Source organism: Cellulomonas edaphi (genome assembly GCF_030362815.1).
Taxonomy (GTDB): domain Bacteria; phylum Actinomycetota; class Actinomycetes; order Actinomycetales; family Cellulomonadaceae; genus Cellulomonas; species Cellulomonas edaphi.
Genome location: NZ_JAUCGR010000001.1, coordinates 1,262,739 through 1,285,731, shown reverse-complemented (window position 1 = coordinate 1,285,731; position 22,993 = coordinate 1,262,739). Strand labels below are relative to the sequence as shown.

Below are 22,993 nucleotides of genomic sequence, written 5' to 3'. Positions count from 1 at the left end.
CAGTTAGCGGGAGCAACCTAGGGACGGCGGATCTCGCCGCGTCGGCCGATTTGGTCGAACTCTGAGGAAAGCGCTGTGTGATCTGGGTCACATCCCTGCCGGGGTTGGCCGCATTACGGAAGGACTCGGCACATTCGGGCACGCGGGCGCCGCGACGCGGCCCGTCGGCTTCACTCGAAAGCGCGCGCAGTCTCGGCGGGTGAGATGCCCAAAACGGGCGGGGTCACCCGATCGGCGGCACGCGGACCCCGCGGGCACCGGTGACCGGGGTCGACGAAGGGACGCTGCGCGAGCGCAGAGGCGTTGCGGGAGGGGCGGTTGGCCCCGGGCCGAGGCCCGGCGGGTCAGCCCTGGTCGAGCGCGAGCAGGTCCTCGACGGTCTCCCGGCGCAGCAGCACGCGGGAGGCGCCCGCGTTCACGGCGACCACCGGCGGGCGCGGCACCTGATTGTAGTTGGAGGCCATCGACCGCCCGTAGGCGCCGGTCGCCGCGACGGCGAGCAGATCGCCGGCGCGCACGTCACCGGGGAGCTGGACCTCGTGCACCACGATGTCGCCCGACTCGCAGTGCTTGCCGACCACGCGGGCCAGCACGGGCTCCGCGTCCGAGCGTCGGCCGACGATCTCCGCGTGGTACTGCGCGCCGTACAGCGCGGGCCGGATGTTGTCGCTCATGCCGCCGTCCACCGACACGTAGGTGCGCGTGCGGCCGTCGTCGATCCGGACCGGCTTGACCGTGCCGACGGTGTAGAGCGTCATGCCCGCCGGGCCGACGATGGCGCGGCCCGGCTCGATCGAGAAGCGCGGCAGCGGGGTGCCGACATCGGCGGCGCTGGCCGCGACGGAGGCGGCCACGTCCTTGGCGATCCGGTCGGGGTCGAGCGCCACCTCGCCGGGCAGGTAGGCGATGCCGTAGCCGCCGCCCAGGTCCACCTCGTCGACGAGCACGCCGGTGCGCTCGGCCAGCTGTGCGCGCAGGGTGAGCACCACGCGGGCCGCGACCTCGAACCCGGTGGGGTCCAGGATCTGCGAGCCGATGTGCGAGTGGATGCCGAGCAGGTGCAGCTCGGGACGCTCGACGGCCCGCAGCAGCGCGGTCATCGCCGGGCTGTCGGGCAGCGCGTCGCGCGCACCGGCGCGCCCGGCGGGCCGCTCGTCCGGCGCGACGTCCGCGGGCAGCGTTGTTCCCGCCGAGCGGGCGGAAGGCTGCCCAGCGGCGACCGAGAGCCCGAACTTCTGGTCCTCGTGGGCGGTCGAGATGTACTCGTGGCCGCCCGCGTGCACGCCGGTGGTCACGCGGACCATGACGGGCGCGACGAGCCCGCGCGCGCCGGCGAGGGCGGCGACCCGGTCGATCTCGACGAGCGAGTCGACGATGATCCGGCCGACGCCCGCCTCCAGCGCCGTGACGATCTCGTCGTCGGACTTGTTGTTGCCGTGCAGCCCGATGTGCGCCCCGGGCACGCCGGCGCGCAGCGCGATGGCGAGCTCGCCGCCCGTGGCGGTGTCCACGCGCAGCCCTTCCTCGTGCACCCAGCGGGCGACCGCCAGGGACAGGAACGCCTTGCCGGCGTAGTACACGTCGACGCCCGCGCCGATCTCGGCGAACGCCGACCCGAACGCGCGGCGGTAGCCCGCGGCGCGCTGGCGCAGGTCCGCCTCGTCGAGCACGTACGCCGGGGTGCCGTGCTGCGCCGCGAGGTCGTGCACGCCCACGCCCGCGACCGCCACCACGCCGGACTCGTCGCGGCTGACCCCGCGCGACCAGGGCTCGCCCAGCGTCACATCCGCTCCGGCGCGGACACGCCGAGCAGGCCGAGGCCGTTGGCGAGCACCTGCCGCGTGGCGTCGTTGAGCCACAGCCGGGTGCGGTGCACGTCGCTGACCTCCTCGTCGCCGAACGGCGTGACGCGGCGCTGGTCGTACCACTTGTGGTACGCCCCGGCCAGCTCCTCGAGGTAGCGCGCGACGCGGTGCGGCTCGCGCAGGTCGGCCGCCTGCGCCACGATCCGCGGCAGCTCCGCGATCTGGCCGAGCAGGACGGCCTCGGTCTCGTGGTCGAGCAGCGAGGCGTCGAAGCCATCCTCGCGCCGCACGCCGGCGTCGCCCGCGTTGCGGGCCACGTTGACGGTGCGGGCATGCGCGTACTGCACGTAGAACACGGGGTTCTCGTTGGTCGCCTTGGCCAGCAGGTCCAGGTCGAGGTCGATCTGGGAGTCGGCCGACGAGCGAGACAGGGCGTACCGGGCGGCGTCCACGCCCACGGCGTCGACGAGGTCCTCCATGGTCACCACGGTGCCGGCGCGCTTGGACATCCGGACGGGCTGGCCGTCCTTGACCAGGTTGACCAGCTGGCCGATGAGCAGCTCGAGGTTGACGTGCGGGATGTCGCCGAAGGCCGCGCAGACCGCCATCATGCGGCCGACGTACCCGTGGTGGTCGGCGCCGAGCATGATGAACACGCGGTCGAAGCCGCGCTCGCGCTTGTCCAGGTAGTAGGCGATGTCGCCCGCGATGTACGCGGCCTGACCGTCCGACTTGATGATGACGCGGTCCTTGTCGTCACCGAAGTCGGTGGTGCGCAGCCAGGTGGCGCCGTCGGCCTCGAAGATGTGGCCGAGCTCGCGCAGCCGGGCGACCGCGCGGTCCACCGCGCCGGACTCGTGCAGCGAGTCCTCGTGGAAGTACACGTCGAAGTCGACTCCGAACTCGTGCAGCGACTGCTTGACCTCGGCGAACATGAGCTCGACGCCGCGCGCGCGGAACGCCTCGGTCGCCTCGTCGTCGGGGAGCGTGCGCGGGTCGGGCTCGCCGGCGGCCGCGGCGTCCGCGATCACGCGGTCGGCGATCTCGGTGATGTACTCCCCGCCGTAGCCGTCCTCGGGCGCGGGGCGGCCCTGGGCGCGGGCGAGCAGCGAGCGCGCGAACCGGTCGATCTGCGCCCCGTGGTCGTTGAAGTAGTACTCGCGGGTGACGCTCGCGCCGGCCGCCTGCAGCACGCGGGCCAGGCTGTCGCCGACGGCCGCCCAGCGCACGCCGCCGATGTGCAGCGGGCCCGTGGGGTTGGCCGAGACGAACTCGAGGTTGATGTTCACGCCCGCGAGCGACTCGCCGTGACCGTAGTCGGTCCCGGCGACGACGACCGAGCGCGCCAGCTCACCGGCGGCGGCGGCGTCGAGCCGGATGTTGAGGAACCCGGGTCCGGCGATCTCCACCGCGGCGATCCCGTCGGTCGCGCCGAGCCGGCGCGCCAGCTCCTCGGCGAACGCGCGCGGGTTCATGCCGGCCTTCTTGCCCAGCTGGAGCGCCACGTTGGTGGCCCAGTCGCCGTGCTCACGCTGACGGGGTCGCTCCAGGTGCACCGTGGCCGGCACGTCGGCGGGCGCCAGCGCGAAGGTGCCGTCGTCGACGGCGGCGGTCAGGGCGGCCCGGAGGGCCTCGGCGAGCTGAGCGGGAGTCACGCGTCAAGGGTAGGGGACGTGCTCGTGCCGCCGAGCGCGCGCTCGGGGGCGGGCGGTGGGCCGATCATGGTCGGCTTGCACGCGAACCACGCCGCCACGAGAAGCACCACCAGGCAGCCGAGCAGCACGGCGATCGGCACGTGCCACCCGCCGGTCGCCTCGTAGAGCAGGCCGATGCCGATGGGGCCGACCCCGGCGATGACGTACCCGACGCCCTGCACCATGCCCGACAGCGCGACGGCGGTGGCGGCCGTCGAGCTGCGCAGGCCGATCAGCGCGAGCAGCACCGGGAACGACGAGGGCCCGATGCCCAGCAGGACCATCCACACGGCGGTGCCGTCGGCGGGGCTCGCCCACAGACCCAGGTACCCCAGGGCCCAGCAGGAGACGAACGCCACGACCAGCGGGTACGGGTTGCGCATGCGCTGCGCGAGCACGGGCCCGAACAGCGACATCGGCGCGCCGAGCACAGCGAAGACCGCGAGCCAGCGTCCGCCCTCGTCGGCCGGGAGCCCGGCGTCCGCGAGCAGCGTGGGCAGCCAGGCGAAACCCACGTAGGTGCCGAGAGAGTTCATGGCGAACATGACCGCCATCGCCCACGCCTGCCGCGAGCGCCACACCGCCCGCACCTCGCCCCCGCCGACCGGGCCCATCGCGCTCGCACCGGCGGGCGCAGGCGCGCGGCGCAGGATCGAGCGCAGGTGCGCGCGGGCCGCCGCGGAGCGGGCGATCACGACGACCCACGGGACCGCGGCCGCGAGGCCCACCACGGCCCACACCCCGACGGCCACGCGCCAGCTGGTCGCCTGCGCGAGCGGGAGGGCGAACAGCGGCGGCATCGCGGTGCTGACCGACAGCGCGACCGAGTACGCCGCGGTGACGGCACCGATCCGGTCGGGGAAGTAGCGCTTGACCAGCGGCGGGAGCAGCACGTTCCCCATGCCCATGCCCGCGAGCGCGATCATCGACCAGCCCAGGAACGCGGGGGCCGACGACGACAGCGCACGCGCCACCTCGCCGACGGCCGACAGCACGAGCGCCGCGACCATGACGGGCTCGAGCCCCCAGCGCCGTGCCAGCGGCGTCGCGAGCGAGCCGAACAGCGCGAACGAGATCACCGGGATCGCGCCGAGCACGCCCACCTCGGCGGCGGACATCGCGACGTCCTCGCGCACCAGGTCGAGGATGGGCGAGACCGAGGCGACCGCGATCCGGAGGTTGAGCCCCACCAGGACGATGCCGAGCAGGACCACGAGCCGCCCACGCCAGGGCGCGGGCACGACGGACGACACGAACGACACTCCCGATCCGGCACGCGCGGGAAAGAGACCTGGACGGGGTCTGGCGGTGGCCTGACCTGCCGGTGTTGACTGCACCGCATGCCTGGACAGGGAGCCTAACCCGCATGCCCCGACGCACCGGACTCATCGACTCGACCGTCAGCCGGCTGCGCGACCGCATCGCCGCGGGCGAGTGGGCCGTCGGCACGCGCATCCCGCCGGAGCCGCGCCTGGTCGAGCTGCTGGGCGTCGGGCGCAACACGGTGCGCGAGGCGGTCCAGTCGCTGGTGCACGCCGGGTTGCTGGAGCGCCGTCAGGGGTCCGGCACGTACGTGCTGTCGGCCTCCGAGCTCGCCGCGTCGATGGGCCGCCACATCGCCGACGCACGCCAGCGCGACGTCGTGGAGGTGCGCCGCGCGCTGGAGGTCGAGGCCGCCCGGCTGGCCGCCCGGCGGCGGACCGCGACCGACGCCTCGACCCTCCTGGCCCGGCGCGACGAGCGGTCCGCCGCCTACGTGGCCGCGGACCTGGACGCCATGGTCGCCACCGACCTGGCGCTGCACCGCACCATCGTGCGGACGGGCGGCAACCCCGTGCTGGTGTCCCTCTACGAGAACCTGCTGGATGCCATCGGCGAGAACATCCGCTTCAACTTCGTGACCGACGTGCACGGCCACGACTCGCACGACGCGCTGGTCGAGGCGATCGTGGCCGGCGACGACGACGGGGCCGCCCGCGAGACGTCGCTGTACCTGTCGGCGCTGCTCGGCAAGGGCTGAGCGCGTGGGCGCGGGCCCCTGAACGGCTGGTAATGTCGTCGCCGCACCGCACGCCGGTGCCCCGCGCCCGTAGCTCAGTGGATAGAGCGTCTGCCTCCGGAGCAGAAGGTCGAAGGTTCGAATCCTTTCGGGCGCACACCAGAAGGCCGCATCCGCGCTCGGCGCGATGCGGCCTTCGCCGTCTGTGCACGATCTGTGGCCCGCTGGCACGGTGCTGTCGGGACGAGCAGATGCGGCAGAGCGACACGTTCTGGATGCTGATCCCGGGAGAAGGGAGCACCGGTGCGCGTCAATGCTGAGCACGACGATCCGATCACGCTCGACCCAGCCCAGGACACCTCGGTCGTCTCGTGGGAGCGCCCATGACACCGATCGTCACCCCGATCGTCGTCGTGGCCGAGTACTTCCAGTACCGCCTCATCGGGAGCACCCGCGGCGAGGGGCCGCTCGAGACAGACGGGCCGATGAACGCCGCCGACGGGATCATCCTGGTGTCCACGATCCGCGAGTCCGGGCCCGTGTCCGTCTCCGCGCACGTGTTCTCGACCGAGCCCGCCGCGGTCCCGGACACCGAGTGGGACGTGACGGGCCAGGTACGCGTCACGTGCACCGACCCCCTGCAGGTCACGACCTGGGACGCCGACCCGCAGGGTGAGCCCCTGACCCCTGGCGCCGGCGCGTGGCACGTCCGCGTCTACATGCGTGAGCACGGCAGGACACATCAGGTCCCGTACCAGGTCGAACCTCCGGAGGAGCACCTGCTGCACCTGTGGCCCGCCTGAGCGCCCGTCACGCCGGGCGCGACTCCCCACTCAGACCGCGGGCTCCGCGCGGCGCACGGGCAAGGGCTCGTCGTCGAGGGGCCGCGCGGGCGACGGGATGAGAGCCGGGCCGCCCAGCAGCGCACCGATCTCAGACGCGGGCACCGGCCGGCTGAACAGGTACCCCTGCCCCTGCCGGCAGCCCAGCGCCCGCAGCGCGTCCGTCTCCTCGTCCGTCTCGATCTGCTCCGCGACCGCGTGCAGGTCGAGACTCGCGCACAGGTCGACGATCGCTCCGGCCAGCGCGCGGCGCCGGCGCGCCTCCTGGCCCGTGCCGGCCGAGAGCCGAGTGAAAGCCCCGTCGATCTTCACGATGTCGATCGGCAGCTCCTGCAGGTAGGCCAGCGAGGAGTAGCCGGTGCCGAAGTCGTCGATCGCGACGCGGACCCCGTGCCTGCGGAGGTCGGCGAGGTGCGCGATGACGAGCGCGGTCTCCGGTCGTCCCGAGCCGAGCAGCGTGGTCTCGGTGAGCTCCAGCACGAGTGCCCGCGGTGGCAGGCCCGCGTCCGCGAGCGCGTCGAGCACGGTGGGCACGATGTCGGGCCGGCGCAGCTGACGTCCGGAGACGTTGACGTGCAGCGCGACCCCGTGCTGCTCGTACCACGCGCGGGCGTCCCGGCAGGCGCGACGCAGCACGTGCTCGCCGATGGGCACGATGAGCCCGGTCTCCTCCGCGACGGGGATGAACTGGTCCGGCATGACCAGGCCGCTCGCAGGGTGCCAGCGCGCGAGCGCCTCGACCGCGATCACCTGGCGCGTGTCGAGCGCCACCACGGGCTGGAACTGCACGACGATCTCGTCCCGGCTGACCGCGTGCCCCAACCCCTCGGCGAGCTCGAGCCGGCCGACGTGGTCGGCCAGCAGGCCGGCGTGGAACACGCAGACCTGGTTCTTGCCCGCACCCTTGGCCGCGTACATCGCGAGGTCGGCCTCGCGGAGCACGTCCTCCGCGGTGGTGGCGCCCTCGAGGAGGCGGACGCCGATGCTCGCGGTGATGCGCAGCGGACGCCCGTCCACCAGGAACGGCTCGGCCAGGGCGTGCACGACGCGCCAGGCGAACGCGGTCGCCTCCTGCTCGCTGGTGCGCTCCAGCACGGCGGCGAACTCGTCCCCGCCCAGGCGCGCGATGGTGTCCGGCTGCGCGACCACCTGGCGCAGCCGGTCACCGACCTGCACGAGCAGCGCATCGCCGACCAGGTGCCCGTGGTCGTCGTTGGCGACCTTGAACCCGTCGAGGTCCACCATGAGGACCGCACGCGTGGTCCGGTCGCCGGGTGGGACCACCGCGAGCCGCTCGGTGAAGTACGCGCGGTTGCCCAGCCCGGTCAGGGGGTCGTGCAGCGCCTGGTGCATGAGGAGCTGCTGCAGGCCGCTCTGCTCGCGCAGCGCGCGCGACAGCTCCGCCTTCTGCCGGTCCAGCTGGATCGCGTGCCGCTGCGCCGTGCTGTTGCCGACCACCAGGCGCCCGACGAGGAACGCGGACAGCAGCGTGACCGTGAGCAGCGGCACCGCGAGGTCGGACCAGGCCATGGTGACGGTCGATCCCGGCCGGAACGTGAACAGGAACGTCACGGGGCCCACCGTCGAGATGACGACGAAGACCGCGCCCCGCGCGACCGTGAGCCCCACGCTCGGAAGCGCGTCGGGCGTTCCCCTGACGCCCGGGTGCAGCGCGGCCGTCCCGAAGAGCACGAACCAGACGAGCCAGCTCGCGCTGCCGATGCCCTCGGCGAGCGAAGTGTCGAGCAGCGAGATCCCCGGCCCGCCGTCGCCCAGGAGCGTGACGGTGTAGAGCACGTCCGCGAGGGTCGACGCCGCGACGCCGTAGCCCAGCAGCGCGTACGCACCATTCCGGTTGCCGTAGCGGAACCACAGCCGCGCGACCATGAGCAGCACGGCCAGGCCCATCGCCAGCGAGACGACGGCGATGAGACGACCGACGTCGGCGAGCACGTCCGTGCCGACGTACGTGCGGTACACCACCGCCCAGTACATGAGGGCCATGCCGACGACCACCACGAGGCCGTCCTTCGTGGCGCTCTCGTGCTTGCTGCGCAGCGAGTTCCGCGGCAGCCGGGCCAGGCCGATGGTCAGCAGCGGGTAGGTGAGCGCATAGCCCGCGTCGATCCACAGCGGGACGAGGTCGTCGTCGCCGACCACGACGTACCAGCCGGTCCAGAACACGTCGACCGCCGCCCACCACGCGGTTCCCGCGACGAGCCACCACCAGGCCGCGGCGCTCGCGGGCCGGCGGCGGCGGATCCCCACGATCATCGCGACGACCGCCAGCACCGCCACGACGTCCCACAGGATCTCGCCGCACCAGCCGGGCACCACCATGACCGCAGCGGTCAGCACGAGCCCGCCGGCGAGGAACGCCTTCCAGGGCGCCACCCGGAGACGAGGGACGCGCGGGCTCGGAGTCGCGGCCATGGGCACCTCCTGACGTCGTGAGCTCGGCGCGGGCACGGCTGTGCCCCCTTCGGCCGCTGCCCGGCCTGCCGTCCCATCGGTCACGCTCCCCCGGCCATGAGGGCCGCGGGGGGTGACACCTCCCGGGCGGACGGCCCTTCCGCTCAAGAACGGCTCGCACGGGCCGATCGGACGTGCGCGGACCCAGGCCGACGACGCCGCAGGCAACCACCCCCACCGAACGGACACCCATGCACGATCTCGCGCGATGCACCGTCACCGCCGGCGACGTGGTGCTCGACGGCTACGTCGCTGACTTCGACGGCGCGACGATGTCCGTCGGCACGGAGGCCGGACGGGTGGGCAGCTTCCGGGACGGCGACGACGTCACCGTCCTCGTGCTCGACGAGGTGCGCGGCGAGGTCCGATACAGCGGCTGGGTGGCCGCCGTACGAGGCACCGGGCTCCAGCTCGCGGGGCTCGAGCTCACGTCGATGCTGCAGAAGCGGAAGGTGGCGCGCGTCCGCATCGCGCAGATCTGCACGGGAACCGTCGGGGCCGACGAGGACTCCCGTCGGACGATGACGTTCACGGTGCTCGACATCGGTGCCCACGGGATGCGGATCTCCACGACGGAGCGGCTCGTGGTGGCCGAACGCATCGCTTTCCGCTTCCCGCTGGCCGACCGCACGCTGTCGCTCCAGGCGGAGGTGGTGCGCTCGCAACGGACCCCGAGCGGCGCGCACCAGTTCGGCTGCCGGTTCGTCGGGCTCGCGGCCGGCGACCTCGACGCCATGTTCCGGTACGTCATGCGGGCTCAGGGCGCCCAGCGCCGCGCCCGGCTGCAGTCCTGAGCCTCGATCCTCGGGCAGGTGTCGGGGGCGGGGTACAGGATGTGTGACCTCACCACACCCGCGTCCTGGAGGCACCCGTGAAGCTCCTGCTCACCTCGGGCGGCGTCACCAACCCGAGCATCCGTGCGGCGCTCGAGGAGCTCACCGGCAAGCCGGTCGAGCAGTGCCACGCGCTCGTCGTGCCGACCGCGCAGTGGGGTCACCCCCTCTGCGGACCGGCGTCCGTGCGCCGGCTCGTCGCGGCCGAGCACGACTCCCGGCACTTCACCGGGCTCGGCTGGGCGTCGCTGGGCGTGCTCGAGCTCACCGCGCTGCCCACCGTCGGACGGGCGCGCTGGGAGCCGTGGGTGCGCGACGCGGACGTCCTGCTCGTCGACGGCGGCGACGCGACGTACCTCGCCCACTGGGTGCGCGAGTCCGGGCTCGCCGACCTGCTCCCCTCGCTGACCAAGACGGTGTGGGTCGGGGTCAGCGCGGGCAGCATGGTCATGACGCCGCGGATCGGCCCCCTCTTCGTCGAGTGGCAAGGCGCACCCGACGACCGGGCCCTCGGAGTCGTCGACTTCTCGATCTTCCCGCACCTCAACGCGTTCCCGACGAACACCCCCAGTGCGGCCGAGCAGTGGGCGCGGGACCTCGACGGCCCGGCCTACGCCATCGACGAGCAGACGGCGATCTCCGTCGTCGACGGCGTGGTCGAGGTGGTCTCCGAGGGCGAGTGGACGCGGTACGGGTCCTGACGCTCAGGCGGCGGCGCGCTCCCGGTCCCGCTTCGCGACCTCCTCGCTCACGATCGGGATGACATAGCGGCCGAAGTCGATGGCGTCGTCGAGCAGGTCGTACCCGCGGGCCGACACGATCCGCACGCCGAGGTCGTAGTACGCGAGGAGCGCCTGCGCGACGGTCTCGGGCGTGCCCACGAGCGCGTTGGAGTTGCCGAGCCCGCCCGTGGCCTTGGTGGTCGCGGTCCACAGCGCGGTGTCGAACCGCTCGCCCTGCGCCGCGATCTCCAGCAGGCGCTGGGAGCCGGCGTTCTGCGGCGGCCCGGCCGGTGCGAAGCGAGCCAGGGCCGGCCCCGCGGCCGCCTTGCGCGCCTCGATGCGCTCGATCACGCGGTGCGCCTTCTCCCAGGCGAGCTCCTCCGTGGGCGCGATGATCGGGCGGAAGGCGGCGTGGATGCGCGGCGGCGTGGTGCGTCCGGCGGCAGCTGCCTCCGCGTGGATGCGCGCGATCTGCTCCGCGGTGTTGACCAGCGGCTCGCCCCAGACGGCGAAGATGTCGGCCTCGGCGGCACCCACCCGGTACGCCGCCTCCGACGAGCCGCCGAAGGAGATCGTCGGGCTGCGACCCTCGAACGGCTTGGCGTCGAGCACGAAGTCGTCGAAGTCGTAGAACTGGCCGTGGTGGTCGAACGGCTCGGCGCTGGTCCACGCCTGCTTGACGATCTGGATGTACTCCCGGGTGCGCGCGTACCGCTCGTCCTTGCTCAGCCGGTCGCCCTCGCGTGCCTGCTCGTGGTCGCTTCCGCCCGTGATGAAGTGCACCGACAGCCGCCCCCGCGACACCTGGTCGAGCGTGGCGAACGTCTTCGCGGCGAAGGTCGGGTAGGAGACGTTGGGTCGGTGCGCCAGCAGCAGCTCGACCGTGTCGAGCCGCCCAGCGATGTAGCCGGCCAGCGCGGACGGCTCCAGGCCGCCCGAGCCGTAGGCGAACAGCACCCGGGTCCAGCCGTTGTCCTCGTGCGCGCGCACGAGGCGCTCGAGGTAGCCGAGGTCGACGGGCGCCGTGGTGGGGGCGGTGGTCTCGGAGGCGTCGCTCGTGGTGGCGATGCCGAGGAACTCGACGGGCATGTCGAAGCCTTCCGGTCGGTGGTGCTGGGGAAGGTAGGAACCCGCCCGCACGGGGTCAACGGTTCGAGCGGACTGCTCACCATGCGGACCCCGGGCGCCGCCCCGCCGCGCGGGGTTGAATGAGAGCCGCCCACGACGAGAGGACCGCGTGCATCACATCGAGGTGTTCCTGCTGGTGGCGGGGGCCGTCCTGGTCGCCGCCGCGAGCCGCCGTCGCGGCTGGCCGGCGCCCCTGGTGGTCGCCGGCGTCGCGCTCGTCGTCTCGTTCGTGCCCTGGGTGCCGCGGTTCGAGATCGACTCCGACGTGCTGCTCGAGTTCGTGCTGCCGCCGCTGCTGTACTCGGCCGCGCTGTCGTCGTCGTACCGCGACTTCCGGGCGTCGCTGAACTCGATCACGCGCCTGGGCGTCGGGCTGGTGCTCGTCAGCGCGCTGGCGGTCGCGGCCGTGTTCTGGTGGCTCGAGCCCGCGGCCCCGTTCGCGGTGGCGCTGGTGCTCGGCGCCGTCGTCGCGCCGCCGGACGCGGTCGCCGCCTCGGCGGTCGGACGTCGCCTGGGGCTGCCGCGCCGCGTGATGACGCTGCTCTCGGGCGAGAGCCTGATCAACGACGCGACGTCCCTGACGCTGTACAAGGTGGCGCTCGCCGGGGTCGCGACCGGCGCCTGGGCGTGGGCGGACGGGTTCGCGACGTTCGGGATCGCGGTGCTCGGGGGTGTCGCCGTCGGCCTGGTGATCGGCTGGGCCGTGCACCGCGTCCGCATGCACCTCGACGACCCCGTCGTCGCCTCGGCCATCGGCCTGCTCGTGCCGTTCGGGGCGTACTGGAGCGCGGAGGCGATGCGCGGGTCCGGCGTGCTCGGCGTCGTCACGGCAGGCCTGTACCTGGGGCACACCGCGCCGCGGGCCGGCTACGCGACCCGGCTGTACGAAGGCCCCATCTGGTCGACGCTCGACATCCTGCTGGAGTCGTTCACGTTCGCCCTGATCGGCATCCAGCTCCCGTGGGTGGTGCGCGACGTGATCGCGTCGGACCAGGGGCTGGGCCACGGCGTGGTCCTTTCCCTCGCGGTGCTCGCCACCGCCATGCTCGTCCGCCCGCTCTACATCTTCGCGACGGCCCGCTTCGACCACCTGCGCCTGCGCGGTTCGCACCGCCCCGCGCACGACTCGCTGTCGGCGCGGGAGTCCGCGGTGGTGTCCTGGGCCGGCATGCGCGGCGTGGTCACGCTGGCCGCGGCGGCCGCCATCCCCGCGACGATCGACGGCGAGCCGTTCACCGACCGCGCGACCATCCAGCTCGCGGCGTACGTCGTCGCCATCGGAACCCTGCTGCTGCAGGGCCTGACGCTGCCCTGGGTCATCACGCGCCTGGGGGTGGGGTCCGCCTCCGAGATCGCGAACGACGCCGCGCAGGAGGCCGCGACCCGGGTCGCCACCGCCGAGGCGGTGCAGCGCGTGCTCGAGGATCAGCGGCCCGAGTGGACGGCCATCATGGGCGAGGAGGGCGCCGAGAAGGCGATCACCCGGCTCACCGGTCTGTGGCGGGGCCGGGCCGCTGCGGCCGCCGTCATGCTCGACCCCGACAACGCCGACGAGCTGCTCCCCGACGACGTAGACCCCCAGGAGAGCGTGCACGGCTTGGGGCCCGCCGGCCGGCCGGCGACGGGCGAGCTGCCCGGGGTCGAGGAGGCCAGCCGGGCGCAGCGCCTGCGGCGGGCCATCGTGGCGGCCCAGCGCGACGTGCTCATGGCGCGCCGCGACGCCGGCGAGCTCGACGAGGTGGTGATGCGCCGCATGCTGCGCGAGCTCGATCTCGAGGACGAGTCGCTCTCGTCGTCGTGGGTCGAGCGGATCGAGCAATGAGGGGACTTTTGCCCCATCAGAACGGCGTCGACGGTCCCTAGCGTGGTGTGTGTCGCAAGGGACCGGACTCCAGTCTCCGGCTCGAGCGGCCTCAGTCCACCGCTATCCGGGGAGCCCACGGTGACAACCACCGGCACGTCGTCCAGCACCACCTCACGCAAGAGCAAGAGCACCGCGAGCAGCGAGAAGGCCGTCGTGGCCACGCCCGTCGCGGCGACCAGCACCGCCGACGCGATCGACCAGCTCGTCGCCAACGCCACCAAGGCGCTCGCCGAGTACGCGCGCTTCACGCAGGAGGACGTCGACCAGCTGGTGAAGAAGGGCTCCGTCGCGGCGCTCGACCAGCACGGCAAGCTCGCGCAGCTCGCGGTGGCCGAGACCGGCCGCGGCGTGTTCGAGGACAAGGCCGTGAAGAACATCTTCGCGTGCGAGCACGTGACCAACTCGATGGCCGACCTCAAGACCGTCGGCGTCATCCGCCGCGACGAGCTCAACGGCATCACCGAGATCGCCGAGCCCGTCGGCGTCATCTGCGGCGTCACCCCGGTGACCAACCCGACCTCGACCGCGATCTTCAAGTCGCTCATCTCGCTCAAGACGCGCAACCCGATCATCTTCGCGTTCCACCCGAGCGCGCAGGAGTCCTCGGTGGCCGCGGCTCGCGTGGTGCGCGACGCGGCGGTGGCCGCGGGCGCCCCCGAGCACTGCATCCAGTGGGTCGAGAGCCCGTCCATCGAGGCGACGAACGCCCTGATGAACCACCCCGGCGTCTCCATGATCCTGGCCACCGGCGGCAACGCGATGGTGCGGGCCGCGTACTCGTGCGGCAAGCCGGCGCTCGGCGTCGGCGCGGGCAACGTCCCCGCGTACATCGAGAAGTCGGCCAAGCTCAAGCGGGCCGTGAACGACGTCGTGCTGTCCAAGGCGTTCGACAACGGCATGATCTGCGCCTCGGAGCAGGCCGTCATCCTGGACGACGAGATCTACGACGCAGCCCTGGCGGAGTTCGCCGTGCTGCACGCCTACCGCGCCACCCCGGCCGAGAAGGCCAAGCTCGAGAAGTTCATCTTCGGCGTCGAGGCGGGCAGCGAGAACTGCGCGGGCGCCAAGCTCAACGCGAGCGTCGTCGGCCAGTCCCCCGTGTGGATCGCCGAGCAGGCCGGATTCACCGTGCCGGCCGACACGTCGATCATCCTGGCCGAGGTCTCCGGCGTCGGACCCGACGAGCCGCTGACGCGCGAGAAGCTCGCGCCGGTGCTCGCGGTGCTGCGCGCGACGACCACCGAGCAGGGCATCTCGCTCGCCGAGAAGATGGTCGAGTTCGACGGTCTGGGCCACTCCGCCGCCATCCACACCCGCGACCACGCGCTCACGGAGCGCTTCGGCAGCCGGGTCAAGGCGATCCGCGTCATCGAGAACGCCCCGTCGTCGCTGGGCGGCATCGGCGACATCTACAACGCCTTCATCCCCTCCCTGACGCTGGGCTGCGGCTCCTACGGCCACAACTCCGTCTCCAACAACGTCTCGGCGGTGAACCTCATCAACATCAAGCGCGTCGGTCGCCGCAACAACAACCTGCAGTGGTTCAAGGTGCCGGCCAAGACCTACTTCGAGCCGAACGCGATCCGCTACCTCGCCGACATGGCCGACGTGCAGCGCGTCACCATCGTCACCGACGCGACCATGACGACGCTCGGCTTCGTCGACAAGATCATCGACGTGCTCAACCGGCGCGGCGACAAGGTCGCGCTGCAGATCATCGACCAGGTCGAGCCCGAGCCCTCGGTGCGCACGGTCCAGGCCGGCGCGGCGCAGATGCGCCACTTCCGCCCGGACACGATCATCGCGCTCGGTGGCGGCTCCCCCATGGACGCCGCGAAGGTCATGTGGCTGCTCTACGAGCACCCGGAGATCGACTTCTCGGACCTCAAGCAGAAGTTCTTCGACGTGCGCAAGCGCGCGTTCAAGTTCCCGGTGCTGGGCGAGCTCGCGCAGCTGGTCTGCATCCCGACGACGTCGGGCACGGGCGCCGAGGTCACGCCGTTCGCGGTCATCTCCGACCCCGACGCGGGCAAGAAGTACCCGCTGGCGGACTACGCGCTGACCCCGTCGGTCGCGATCATCGACCCGGTCCTTACCTCCAAGATGCCGGCCTCGCTGGCGGCGGACTCCGGCTTCGACGCCCTGACCCACGCCACCGAGGCGTACGTCAGCGTCTACGCCAACGACTTCACCGACGGCATGGCCCTGCAGGCGATCCGGCTCATCTTCGACAACCTCGCGGTGTCGGTGAACGGCGACCCCACCGACCCGGCCACGACCGACGCCCGGGAGAAGATGCACAACGCCGGGACCATCGCGGGGATGAGCTTCGGCAACGCGTTCCTCGGGATCGTGCACGCCATGGCCCACGTCACCGGCTCGACCTACCACCTGGTGCACGGCCGGACCAACGCGACCCTGCTGCCCCACGTGATCCGGTACAACGGCACGGTCCCGACCAAGCTGACCAGCTGGCCGAAGTACGAGAACTACGTGGCGCCCGAGCGCTTCCAGCAGATCGCGGCGATGCTCGGCCTGCCGGCCGAGACCCCCGAGCAGGGCGTCGAGTCCTACGCGCTCGCGGTCGAGGCGCTGCGCTCGAAGGTCGGCATCCCGTCGTCCTTCCAGGCGCAGGGCGTCGACGAGCAGGAGTTCCTGTCGCGGCTCGACGAGGTCGCGATGGGCGCCTACGAGGACCAGTGCGCACCCGCCAACCCCCGGATGCCGATGATCGACGACATGAAGGACCTGTTGACCGCGGCCTACTACGGCACGTCGCTGGAGGACGTCCGTAGCCGCGAGAGCGGGCGCGCCGAGGACTGACCTCCTCGGGCGGCCGGACCCCCCTCCCGCTGCCACGCACCCGCCCCGAAGCCCCGCCGGTCCCGACCGGCGGGGCTTCGGCCCGTCCGGGCTTGCTCTCGCGCGTGCGATGGTGGACGGTGGTGGCCCCGAACCTGGAGGTCACGCGTGCGCCGCCCGCCCCGTCTGCTCGCCCTCGCCGTCTCCGTCCCCCTCGCCGGCGTGCTCGTGCTGGCCGGGTGCTCGGACGACGCGATCGACGACGCCGCCCAGCGCGCCAAGGACGTGGCCGCGAGCGCGCGGTCGACCGTGCAGGACCTGCAGGATCGCGTGGACGACGCGAAGGCGGCGGCCGACGAGGCGCGGGCCACGCTGGACTCGGTGCACGACTCACTCGCGGGGACCGACGAGAAGGCAGCCGCCGCCGTCGAGGACGCGCGCACCGCCGTGACCGACGCGCAGGCCGCCCTCAAGCAGGCCGGCCAGGAGACCGGGGAGAAGGCGGACCTCGCCGTCGCCGAGGCCCAGGCCAAGGTGGACGCCGCCAAGCTGCGCCTGGCCGCCGCCAAGGACTCCGCTTCCGGTGCGGCCGCCGATGCCCTGCAGTCCGTCTCCGACCAGCTCGACGAGCTGGGCGCGAAGCTGGACGCCGCGCGCGACTGACGCGGTCGCTCGTTCGCCGGTTCTTGCACGCCGAACGGGTGAATTCGCGACTCGTCGGCGCGGGATGTTGTACCAGGCGCCGGCCGTGCCGATCTTGAAGGTATGGCCAGCCGCCGAGAGACCCGTCACCACCACCCCGAGTGGTGGGTCGTGAGCGCGTTCCTCTCCGTCGGCCTGATCGTCGTCGCCGGCCTGGCCGCGGCCACGGGGATGTACTGACCCCCACGCCCTAGCCTGTCCCGCATGACCTCTCGCTGGCGTGACGTCGCCGCTGCCACGGGCCTGCTCGGGACGGACGGCTCCGTGCGCGCCACCGTGTTCGCCGAGATGAGTGCGCTGGCCGCTCGGACCGGCGCGATCAACCTGGGCCAGGGCTTCCCCGACGTCGACGGGCCGCAGTCGGTGGCCCGCGCGGCGGCGGAGGCGATCGCGCACGGTGCCAACCAGTACCCGCCGGGCCCGGGCATCCCCGCGCTGCGCGCGGCCGTCGCGGCGCACCAGCGCCGGCACTACGGTATGGAGCTGGATCCCGACCGCGAGGTGCTGGTCACCACGGGCGCCACCGAGGCCCTGGCCTCCGCGGTGCTTGCGCTCGCCGGGCCGGGCGACGAGGTGCTCACGCTCGAGCCGTTCTACGACTCCTACGCCGCGGTGATCGCGATGTCCGGGGCGACGCACACCACGGCGGCGCTGCGCGCGACCCCGGACGGTTTCCGGGTCGACGAGGCCGCGCTGCGCTCGGCATTCACCGACCGGACGCGCATCGTGCTGCTCAACACGCCGCACAACCCCACCGGCACCGTGCTCACGCGCGCGGAGCTGGCCCTGGTGGCCGACCTTGCGCAGCAGCACGACGCCCTTGTGCTGACCGACGAGGTGTACGAGCACCTGACGCTCATCGGTCCCGCCGGACGGCCCGAGCACGTGCCGATCGCGACCCTGCCGGGCATGGCCGCCCGCACGCTCACGGTGTCGTCGGCCGGCAAGACCCTGTCGTTCACCGGCTGGAAGATCGGCTGGGTCACCGGCCCGGAGCACCTGGTGACCGCCGTGCGGACGGTCAAGCAGTTCCTCACCTACGTCTCGGGCGCGCCGTTCCAGCCGGCCGTCGCGTTCGCGCTCACCGACCCGGGCGTCGCCGCCTGGGTCGACGAGCTCGCCGCCTCGCTCACGGCGCGGCGCGACCTGCTGTGCGACGGGCTGACGGCCGCGGGGTTCGAGGTGGTCCGGCCGCAGGGCACGTACTTCGTGCTGGCCGACGCCGCGGGTCTCGGGTACGCCGACGGGGCGGCGCTGTGCCGTGAGCTCCCCGCGCTCGCCGGTGTGGTGGGCGTGCCCGTGACGGCCTTCACGCACGAGGGCTCGGCGGCGGACCGGGCTCTGCGGTCGTGGGTGCGGTTCACGTTCGTCAAGCGCGAGCCGGTGCTGCTCGAGGCCGTCGAGCGGCTGGCTGCCCTGCGTCGCTGAGACGCTCGCGAATCCCCTTCGTCGCGCACCCGGCCGGCTCTAGGGTGCCCTCGTGTCGACACAGGTGATCGTGCTCAACGGAGGCTCGAGCGCGGGCAAGTCCGGGATCCTGCGCTGCCTGCAGGCGATCCTGCCCGACCCGTGGGTGGCGGCGGCGGTCGACGCCTTCGTCGATGCGCTGCCCGCGTCCATGCGGGACTCGGACGCGGGGATCACGTTCGACGCGGACGGCGGCGTGGGCATCGGATCCGGCTTCCGCGAGCTCGAGGCGGCCTGGATGCGCGGGGTCGCGGCGATGGCCGCCGCCGGGGCGCACGTGGTGGTCGACGACGTGTTCCTCGGCGGGTCGCAGTCCCAGGGACGCTGGGCCGAGGCGCTGCAGGGGCTGGACGTGCTGTGGGTCGGCGTCCGGTGCGACGCGACGGTCGCCGCGGCACGCGAGCTGGCGCGCGGGGACCGGGCCGTCGGGATGGCCGCCGCCCAGGCGGACGCGGTCCACCGGGGCGTGCGCTACGACGTCGAGGTCGACACCACGCACGAGGAGGCGCTCGCGTGCGCGCGGGCGATCGCCGCGCGCCTCGATCAGCCCGTCCAGGCCCCGCCGCGACGGTAGGCCGGCGTGGCCAGCGCGAGCACCAGCAGCGCAGCCGTGGCCGAGCCGACCATGACCACCGCCATCGCGAGCGCGTCGCCGCCCAGGAGGCTGCTCAGCGGGCTGATCAGGCCGCCGATGGCCGCACCCGTCGCCCCGATGAACGCCGCCGCGGTCCCGGCGATCTCGCCATGTCGGGACAGCGCGATCGCCGAGGCGTTCGGCGGGGCGAAGTTCACCATCGCAAGGATGAGCCACAAGGTGACCAGCAGCGCGGCGAGCCCTCCGGCGCCGGTGAGGGCGAGCACCAGCAGGCCGAGGGTGAGCGCGAGCGAGACGGGCAGCACCACGCGCACGATGCGGATCGGTGCGACGCGCTTGACCAGCATCGCGTTGACCTGCGCGCCACCCACCAGACCGATCCCGTTGATCGCGAACAGCATCGCGAACTGGTGCGACGTCAGGCCGTAGCCCTCCATGAGCACGAACGGCGAGCCCACGACGTAGCTCATCAGGATCGCCGTGCTCAGGCCGGGCATGAGGGCGAGCGCGACGAAGTGCCGGTCGCGCAGCAGGGTCGCGTAGCCGCGTGCCGCGGTGCGCAGGCCGCCCTGACGGCGCCGGTGGGCGGGCAGCGTCTCGGGCAGGCGGCGCCACACGACGACCCAGAGCACGACGCCGAAGACGCCGAGGGCCGCGAACACCGAGCGCCACCCCCACTGGCCGGCGATGGCGCCACCCACGGACGGGGCGAACAGCGGCGCGATCCCGATCACGAGCATGAGCCGCGAGATCAGGCCGGAGGCGTCGGCGCCGACGAAGCGGTCGCGGATCACGGCCATGGCCACGACCGTCGCCGCGGCGTTGAAGAACCCCTGGGCCACGCGCAGCCCGATGAGCGTGCCGATCGCGGGAGCGATCGCGCAGAGCATGGACGTCACGACGTGCAGAGAGACGCCGATCAGCACGGGTCGCCGACGGCCGAAGCGGTCGGAGAGCGGTCCGATGACGAGCTGCCCGATCGCGCCCCCCACCATCATCGCGGTCATCGTCAGCTGCGCGGCGGTGGCCGACGTGTGCAGGTCCCGCGCGACGTCGGGCAGCGAGGGCAGGTAGATGTCGTTGGAGATCGCCGGCAGCGCGCACATCATGCCGAGCAGCAGCACGTACTTCGCGTTCGGCCGGAACTGCGTCCGCTGCGCCGTCGTCGAGGGCGTCTCGGGGTCGGTCCCGGCGCGTCGGGCGAAGGTGTCGGCAGTCATCGCCGTCCATGGTGACACTCGTCCACGCCTCAGGACGAATCGTTTCGACTTGACGTTCGCCACAGCCGTGCGCCGTGTGGGCGGGCCGTGCGACGCTGGGCGACATGTGCGGTCGATACGCCTCCTTCCGAGAGGACCAGGCCCTGGCCGACGAGTTCGCCATCGCGACCGTCGCCGACGACGTGCGGCTTCTGCCCCCTTCATGGAACGTCGCACCCACGGACGGGGTGCGGATCGTCGTCGAGCGGGCGGACGCGGACAGCGGTGAGAGCACGCGGCAGCTGCGGGTGGCCCGGTGGGGCCTGGTGCCGTCCTGGGCCAAGGACCCCTCGGGAGGAGCCAGGCTCATCAACGCACGAGTCGAGTCCCTGACGGAGAAGCCCTCGTTCCGCTCGGCGGCGGCACGGCGGCGCGCGATCGTCCCGATGGACGGCTACTTCGAGTGGCAGAAGGGCCCGGATGGCAAGACGCCGTACTACCTGACCTCCCCCGACCGCCGCCCGCTCGCCGCGGCCGGCCTGTACGAGCTGTGGCCGGACCCGCTCCGCGACCCGGACGACCCGGCGCGGTGGCTGTGGTCGGTCACGGTCGTCACGACGTCGGCGACCGACACCCTCGGCCACATCCACGACCGGTCACCGCTCGTACTTCCCGCGCACCTGTGGGACGACTGGCTTGATCCCACCCCGGTCCCCACCGAGCGGCTGCAGCACCTGCTCGCGTCGGTCCCCGAGCCCCACCTCGTCCCCACCGAGGTGGGTCCGGCCGTGGGCAACGTGCGCCACAACGGCCCGGAGCTGATCGAGCCCGCCCTCTCGGAATGAAGCCCGCGGTCAGTCCCCGAGCGAGGCGGCCGCGGCGAGGATCGCCTCGATCGAGCTCGTGGGCTGCGACACCAGCGACACGTGCGAGGCGGCCACCTCGGTGATGGTCGCATCCGCGCGCTCGGCCATCGAGCGCTGGGTCTCCGGCGTGATGACCTTGTCCTGCGTCCCGACGACCGCCCAGCTGGGGATCGACCGCCAGGCCGGGGGTCCGGACGGGGCCGTGTTCGCGCCGAGGCTGATCGGGCGCTGGCTCGCATGGATGAGCCAGCGGGCCGCCTCGGGCAGGTCCTGGGCGAACGCGTCGTGCACGGTCGAGGCCTTGAGGAACGCCTCCGCGTCCCCCTCCGGCGCGCCCGGGTAGCCGACGATGTCCAGCACGGTGGTCGGGTCGGGCACGTCGAGCGCCGAGCCCGAGCCGCCGAGGATCTGGAAGACGCTCTCGCCCTCGTCGGGGATGAACGCGTCCACGTAGACGAGAGCCCGCACGTCGCCCCCGGCGGCCGCGGCGTTCGTGATGACGAAGCCGCCGTAGGAGTGCCCGACGAGCACGACCGGGCCGGTCGTGCGCTGCGCGACGAACGACGACACGTACGCCGCGTCGCCCGCCACGCCGTGCAGCAGGTTCGGCGGCGTGAGCACCGTGAAGTCCTGAGCCTGCAGCTCGGACGCCACGGCGTCCCAGCTCGAGCCGTCGGCCCAGGCGCCGTGCACCAGGACGATCGTGGGCTTGGCCATGTGCGATCCGATCTACGCGGTCGTCCCGGGCGATATGTCCAGAACCTACGCAGGTCGGGTGCCGCAGCGCCAGACCTCTCCGGGATGTTCTCGCGGCGTCGGGCGGGCGTTCATCTGCCGCGGATCCTGCTGCCCGCGCGCGACCTGCTTCCCGCGCGCGACCGCTAGACGGCGGCGCGCAGCCTGACCGGCTGGACCGGGCCCAGCCCGTGCAGCTCGACGGGGTCGAGCGGCTCGAGCACCAGGCCCGGGTCCGTGGCGAGCACGCGCGCGGTCTCCGTGTCGACGAGCACCGTGCTGGGCTCGGCGATGTCGGTGAGCCGCGCCGCGAGGTTGACCGTGGGCCCGAACACGTCGCCGAACCGCGACAGGATCCGGCCCCACACCAGCCCGACGCGCACGGGGGTGACCCCGCGAGCGCCGTCGGCCAGGCCGGCCAGGCGTGCCGCGTCCGAGTCGAGCTCGCGCCCGAGGGCGTCGGCCAGGCCGAGCGCGACCCGCGCGCCGGTCGACGCGTCGTCCGCCACGAACAGCACGGCGTCGCCGATCGTCTTGACCACGCGACCGCCCGCGGCCGTGACCACGTCGCGCGCCGCCGCCTCGAACCGTTGCACGAACTGCGACAGGTCGGTGGACCCCAGGCCGGCGGTCCGGCGCGTGAACGAGACCATGTCCGCGAACCCGACCGCGCGGGCGAGCGGGAGCGCCGTGCGATCGGGACCGGGGTCCCCCAGCTCGGCGAACTCGGCGGCGTAGCGGCCCGCGATCGCGGCGAGCTGGCGGCGGTAGGAGTGCAGCAGCTGCGCCTCCAGCACGGGAGCGAGCTCGGCGAGGCGGTCGAGCACCAGCAGGCGGGCCGTCGCGTCGTCGAGCTCGTACCGCGTCGACATGTCCTCGACGAGGGCCTCGACCTGCCACAGGGCGAGGCGGTCGGAGGTGTGGCCCAGCGCGCGCGTCAGCGTGATGACGGTCCGCAGGTCCAGGCCGTTGTCGCGCACCAGCGAGACCGCGCGGTCCACGGCCTCGGCGTCGCGCTCGGTGTACACGTCGTCGTCGGCGTCGGCGTGCGGCAGCCCGAGCGTGCTCCAGAACCCACGCACGATGTCGAGCCCGATGCCGGCCCGGTCGGCCAGGTCCTGCGCGCTGTGCGTGCGGGGGCCGCCGAGCAGGGCGGCGTCGATCTCCTCGACCGTCGAGTCGACGGCCGCGCGCTCCGCAGCATCGGGGTCCGCGGATGCGGCGGTCGCGTCGTCGCGGGGGGTCGTCGCGCGGTCGTCGGGCACGCG

19 protein-coding genes and 1 tRNA gene are annotated in these 22,993 nt (G+C 73.0%); 12 read left to right on the top strand and 8 right to left on the bottom strand.

The window, feature by feature from the left end; all coding sequences use genetic code 11:
• Positions 1-344: 344 nt before the first annotated feature.
• Genes QRT05_RS06010 through QRT05_RS06000 form a run of 3 tightly spaced genes read right to left on the bottom strand, consistent with a single transcriptional unit; the run spans position 345 to position 4,752 of the window.
• Entirely contained in the window at positions 345-1,784 is a 1,440-nt protein-coding gene (locus QRT05_RS06010; RefSeq protein ID WP_289446034.1) for a diaminopimelate decarboxylase family protein, read from the bottom strand.
• On the bottom strand, positions 1,781-3,460 hold the full coding sequence (argS, locus tag QRT05_RS06005; protein ID WP_289446033.1) for an arginine--tRNA ligase: 1,680 nt from the start codon (positions 3,458-3,460) through the stop codon (positions 1,781-1,783). Before argS ends, QRT05_RS06010 begins: the two co-directional genes overlap by 4 nt.
• Complete coding sequence (locus tag QRT05_RS06000) at positions 3,457-4,752, bottom strand: MFS transporter (RefSeq protein ID WP_289446032.1); 1,296 nt, start codon at positions 4,750-4,752, stop codon at positions 3,457-3,459. Before QRT05_RS06000 ends, argS begins: the two co-directional genes overlap by 4 nt.
• Before the next feature lie 113 nt (positions 4,753-4,865).
• On the opposite strand from QRT05_RS06000, the gene QRT05_RS05995 reads away from it, so the two are divergent.
• From QRT05_RS05995 to QRT05_RS05985, 3 genes are all read left to right on the top strand, one after another.
• On the top strand, positions 4,866-5,519 hold the full coding sequence (locus tag QRT05_RS05995; protein WP_289446031.1) for a FadR/GntR family transcriptional regulator: 654 nt from the start codon (positions 4,866-4,868) through the stop codon (positions 5,517-5,519).
• A gap of 63 nt (positions 5,520-5,582) precedes the next feature.
• Positions 5,583-5,655, top strand: a tRNA-Arg gene (locus QRT05_RS05990).
• 226 nt (positions 5,656-5,881) lie between these two features.
• The gene (locus QRT05_RS05985; protein WP_289446030.1) at positions 5,882-6,301 is read left to right on the top strand and encodes a hypothetical protein; all 420 of its coding nucleotides are present in this window, start codon (positions 5,882-5,884) and stop codon (positions 6,299-6,301) included.
• A 30-nt stretch (positions 6,302-6,331) separates the two neighbouring features.
• On the opposite strand, the gene QRT05_RS05980 is transcribed toward QRT05_RS05985, so the two are convergent.
• A complete protein-coding gene (locus tag QRT05_RS05980; RefSeq protein WP_289446029.1) occupies positions 6,332-8,773 on the bottom strand; it encodes a putative bifunctional diguanylate cyclase/phosphodiesterase in 2,442 nt (813 codons plus the stop codon).
• A 230-nt stretch (positions 8,774-9,003) separates the two neighbouring features.
• Here QRT05_RS05980 and QRT05_RS05975 point away from each other — a divergent pair, with 230 nt between their 5' ends.
• Together QRT05_RS05975 and QRT05_RS05970 are read left to right on the top strand one after the other, a co-directional pair.
• Positions 9,004-9,606, top strand: a complete 603-nt coding sequence (locus tag QRT05_RS05975) for a PilZ domain-containing protein (RefSeq protein WP_289446028.1) — start codon at positions 9,004-9,006, stop codon at positions 9,604-9,606.
• A 77-nt stretch (positions 9,607-9,683) separates the two neighbouring features.
• The gene (locus tag QRT05_RS05970) at positions 9,684-10,346 is read left to right on the top strand and encodes a Type 1 glutamine amidotransferase-like domain-containing protein (RefSeq protein WP_289446027.1); all 663 of its coding nucleotides are present in this window, start codon (positions 9,684-9,686) and stop codon (positions 10,344-10,346) included.
• 3 nt (positions 10,347-10,349) lie between these two features.
• Here QRT05_RS05970 and QRT05_RS05965 read toward each other — a convergent pair whose 3' ends face one another.
• The gene (locus QRT05_RS05965; protein ID WP_289446026.1) at positions 10,350-11,456 is read right to left on the bottom strand and encodes an LLM class flavin-dependent oxidoreductase; all 1,107 of its coding nucleotides are present in this window, start codon (positions 11,454-11,456) and stop codon (positions 10,350-10,352) included.
• Positions 11,457-11,604: 148 nt separating this feature from the next.
• Here QRT05_RS05965 and QRT05_RS05960 point away from each other — a divergent pair, with 148 nt between their 5' ends.
• From QRT05_RS05960 to cpt, 6 genes are all read left to right on the top strand, one after another.
• A complete protein-coding gene (locus QRT05_RS05960; protein WP_289446025.1) occupies positions 11,605-13,317 on the top strand; it encodes a cation:proton antiporter in 1,713 nt (570 codons plus the stop codon).
• 120 nt (positions 13,318-13,437) lie between these two features.
• Positions 13,438-16,182, top strand: a complete 2,745-nt coding sequence (gene adhE, locus QRT05_RS05955) for a bifunctional acetaldehyde-CoA/alcohol dehydrogenase (protein ID WP_289446024.1) — start codon at positions 13,438-13,440, stop codon at positions 16,180-16,182.
• 147 nt (positions 16,183-16,329) lie between these two features.
• The gene (locus tag QRT05_RS05950; RefSeq protein WP_289446023.1) at positions 16,330-16,824 is read left to right on the top strand and encodes a hypothetical protein; all 495 of its coding nucleotides are present in this window, start codon (positions 16,330-16,332) and stop codon (positions 16,822-16,824) included.
• Positions 16,825-16,926: 102 nt separating this feature from the next.
• Positions 16,927-17,043, top strand: coding sequence for a molybdopterin oxidoreductase (locus QRT05_RS05945; protein WP_289446022.1), 117 nt, complete (start codon positions 16,927-16,929; stop codon positions 17,041-17,043).
• A gap of 24 nt (positions 17,044-17,067) precedes the next feature.
• Positions 17,068-18,291, top strand: a complete 1,224-nt coding sequence (locus QRT05_RS05940) for a pyridoxal phosphate-dependent aminotransferase (protein ID WP_289446021.1) — start codon at positions 17,068-17,070, stop codon at positions 18,289-18,291.
• 52 nt (positions 18,292-18,343) lie between these two features.
• The gene (gene cpt, locus QRT05_RS05935; protein ID WP_289446020.1) at positions 18,344-18,904 is read left to right on the top strand and encodes a chloramphenicol phosphotransferase CPT; all 561 of its coding nucleotides are present in this window, start codon (positions 18,344-18,346) and stop codon (positions 18,902-18,904) included.
• Here the strand turns inward: cpt and QRT05_RS05930 are convergent.
• Positions 18,874-20,145 (bottom strand): multidrug effflux MFS transporter, encoded by a 1,272-nt coding sequence (locus tag QRT05_RS05930; RefSeq protein WP_289446019.1) that lies wholly within the window; start codon positions 20,143-20,145, stop codon positions 18,874-18,876. The two genes, cpt and QRT05_RS05930, sit on opposite strands and share 31 nt — an antisense overlap.
• A gap of 104 nt (positions 20,146-20,249) precedes the next feature.
• Here QRT05_RS05930 and QRT05_RS05925 point away from each other — a divergent pair, with 104 nt between their 5' ends.
• Positions 20,250-20,969, top strand: coding sequence for an SOS response-associated peptidase (locus QRT05_RS05925; RefSeq protein WP_289446018.1), 720 nt, complete (start codon positions 20,250-20,252; stop codon positions 20,967-20,969).
• Between the two features lie 9 nt (positions 20,970-20,978).
• Here QRT05_RS05925 and QRT05_RS05920 read toward each other — a convergent pair whose 3' ends face one another.
• Both QRT05_RS05920 and QRT05_RS05915 read right to left on the bottom strand, forming a co-directional pair.
• Positions 20,979-21,707, bottom strand: coding sequence for an alpha/beta fold hydrolase (locus QRT05_RS05920; RefSeq protein ID WP_289446017.1), 729 nt, complete (start codon positions 21,705-21,707; stop codon positions 20,979-20,981).
• A gap of 164 nt (positions 21,708-21,871) precedes the next feature.
• Positions 21,872-22,990 (bottom strand): adenylate/guanylate cyclase domain-containing protein, encoded by a 1,119-nt coding sequence (locus QRT05_RS05915; protein WP_289446016.1) that lies wholly within the window; start codon positions 22,988-22,990, stop codon positions 21,872-21,874.
• Positions 22,991-22,993 lie beyond the last annotated feature (3 nt).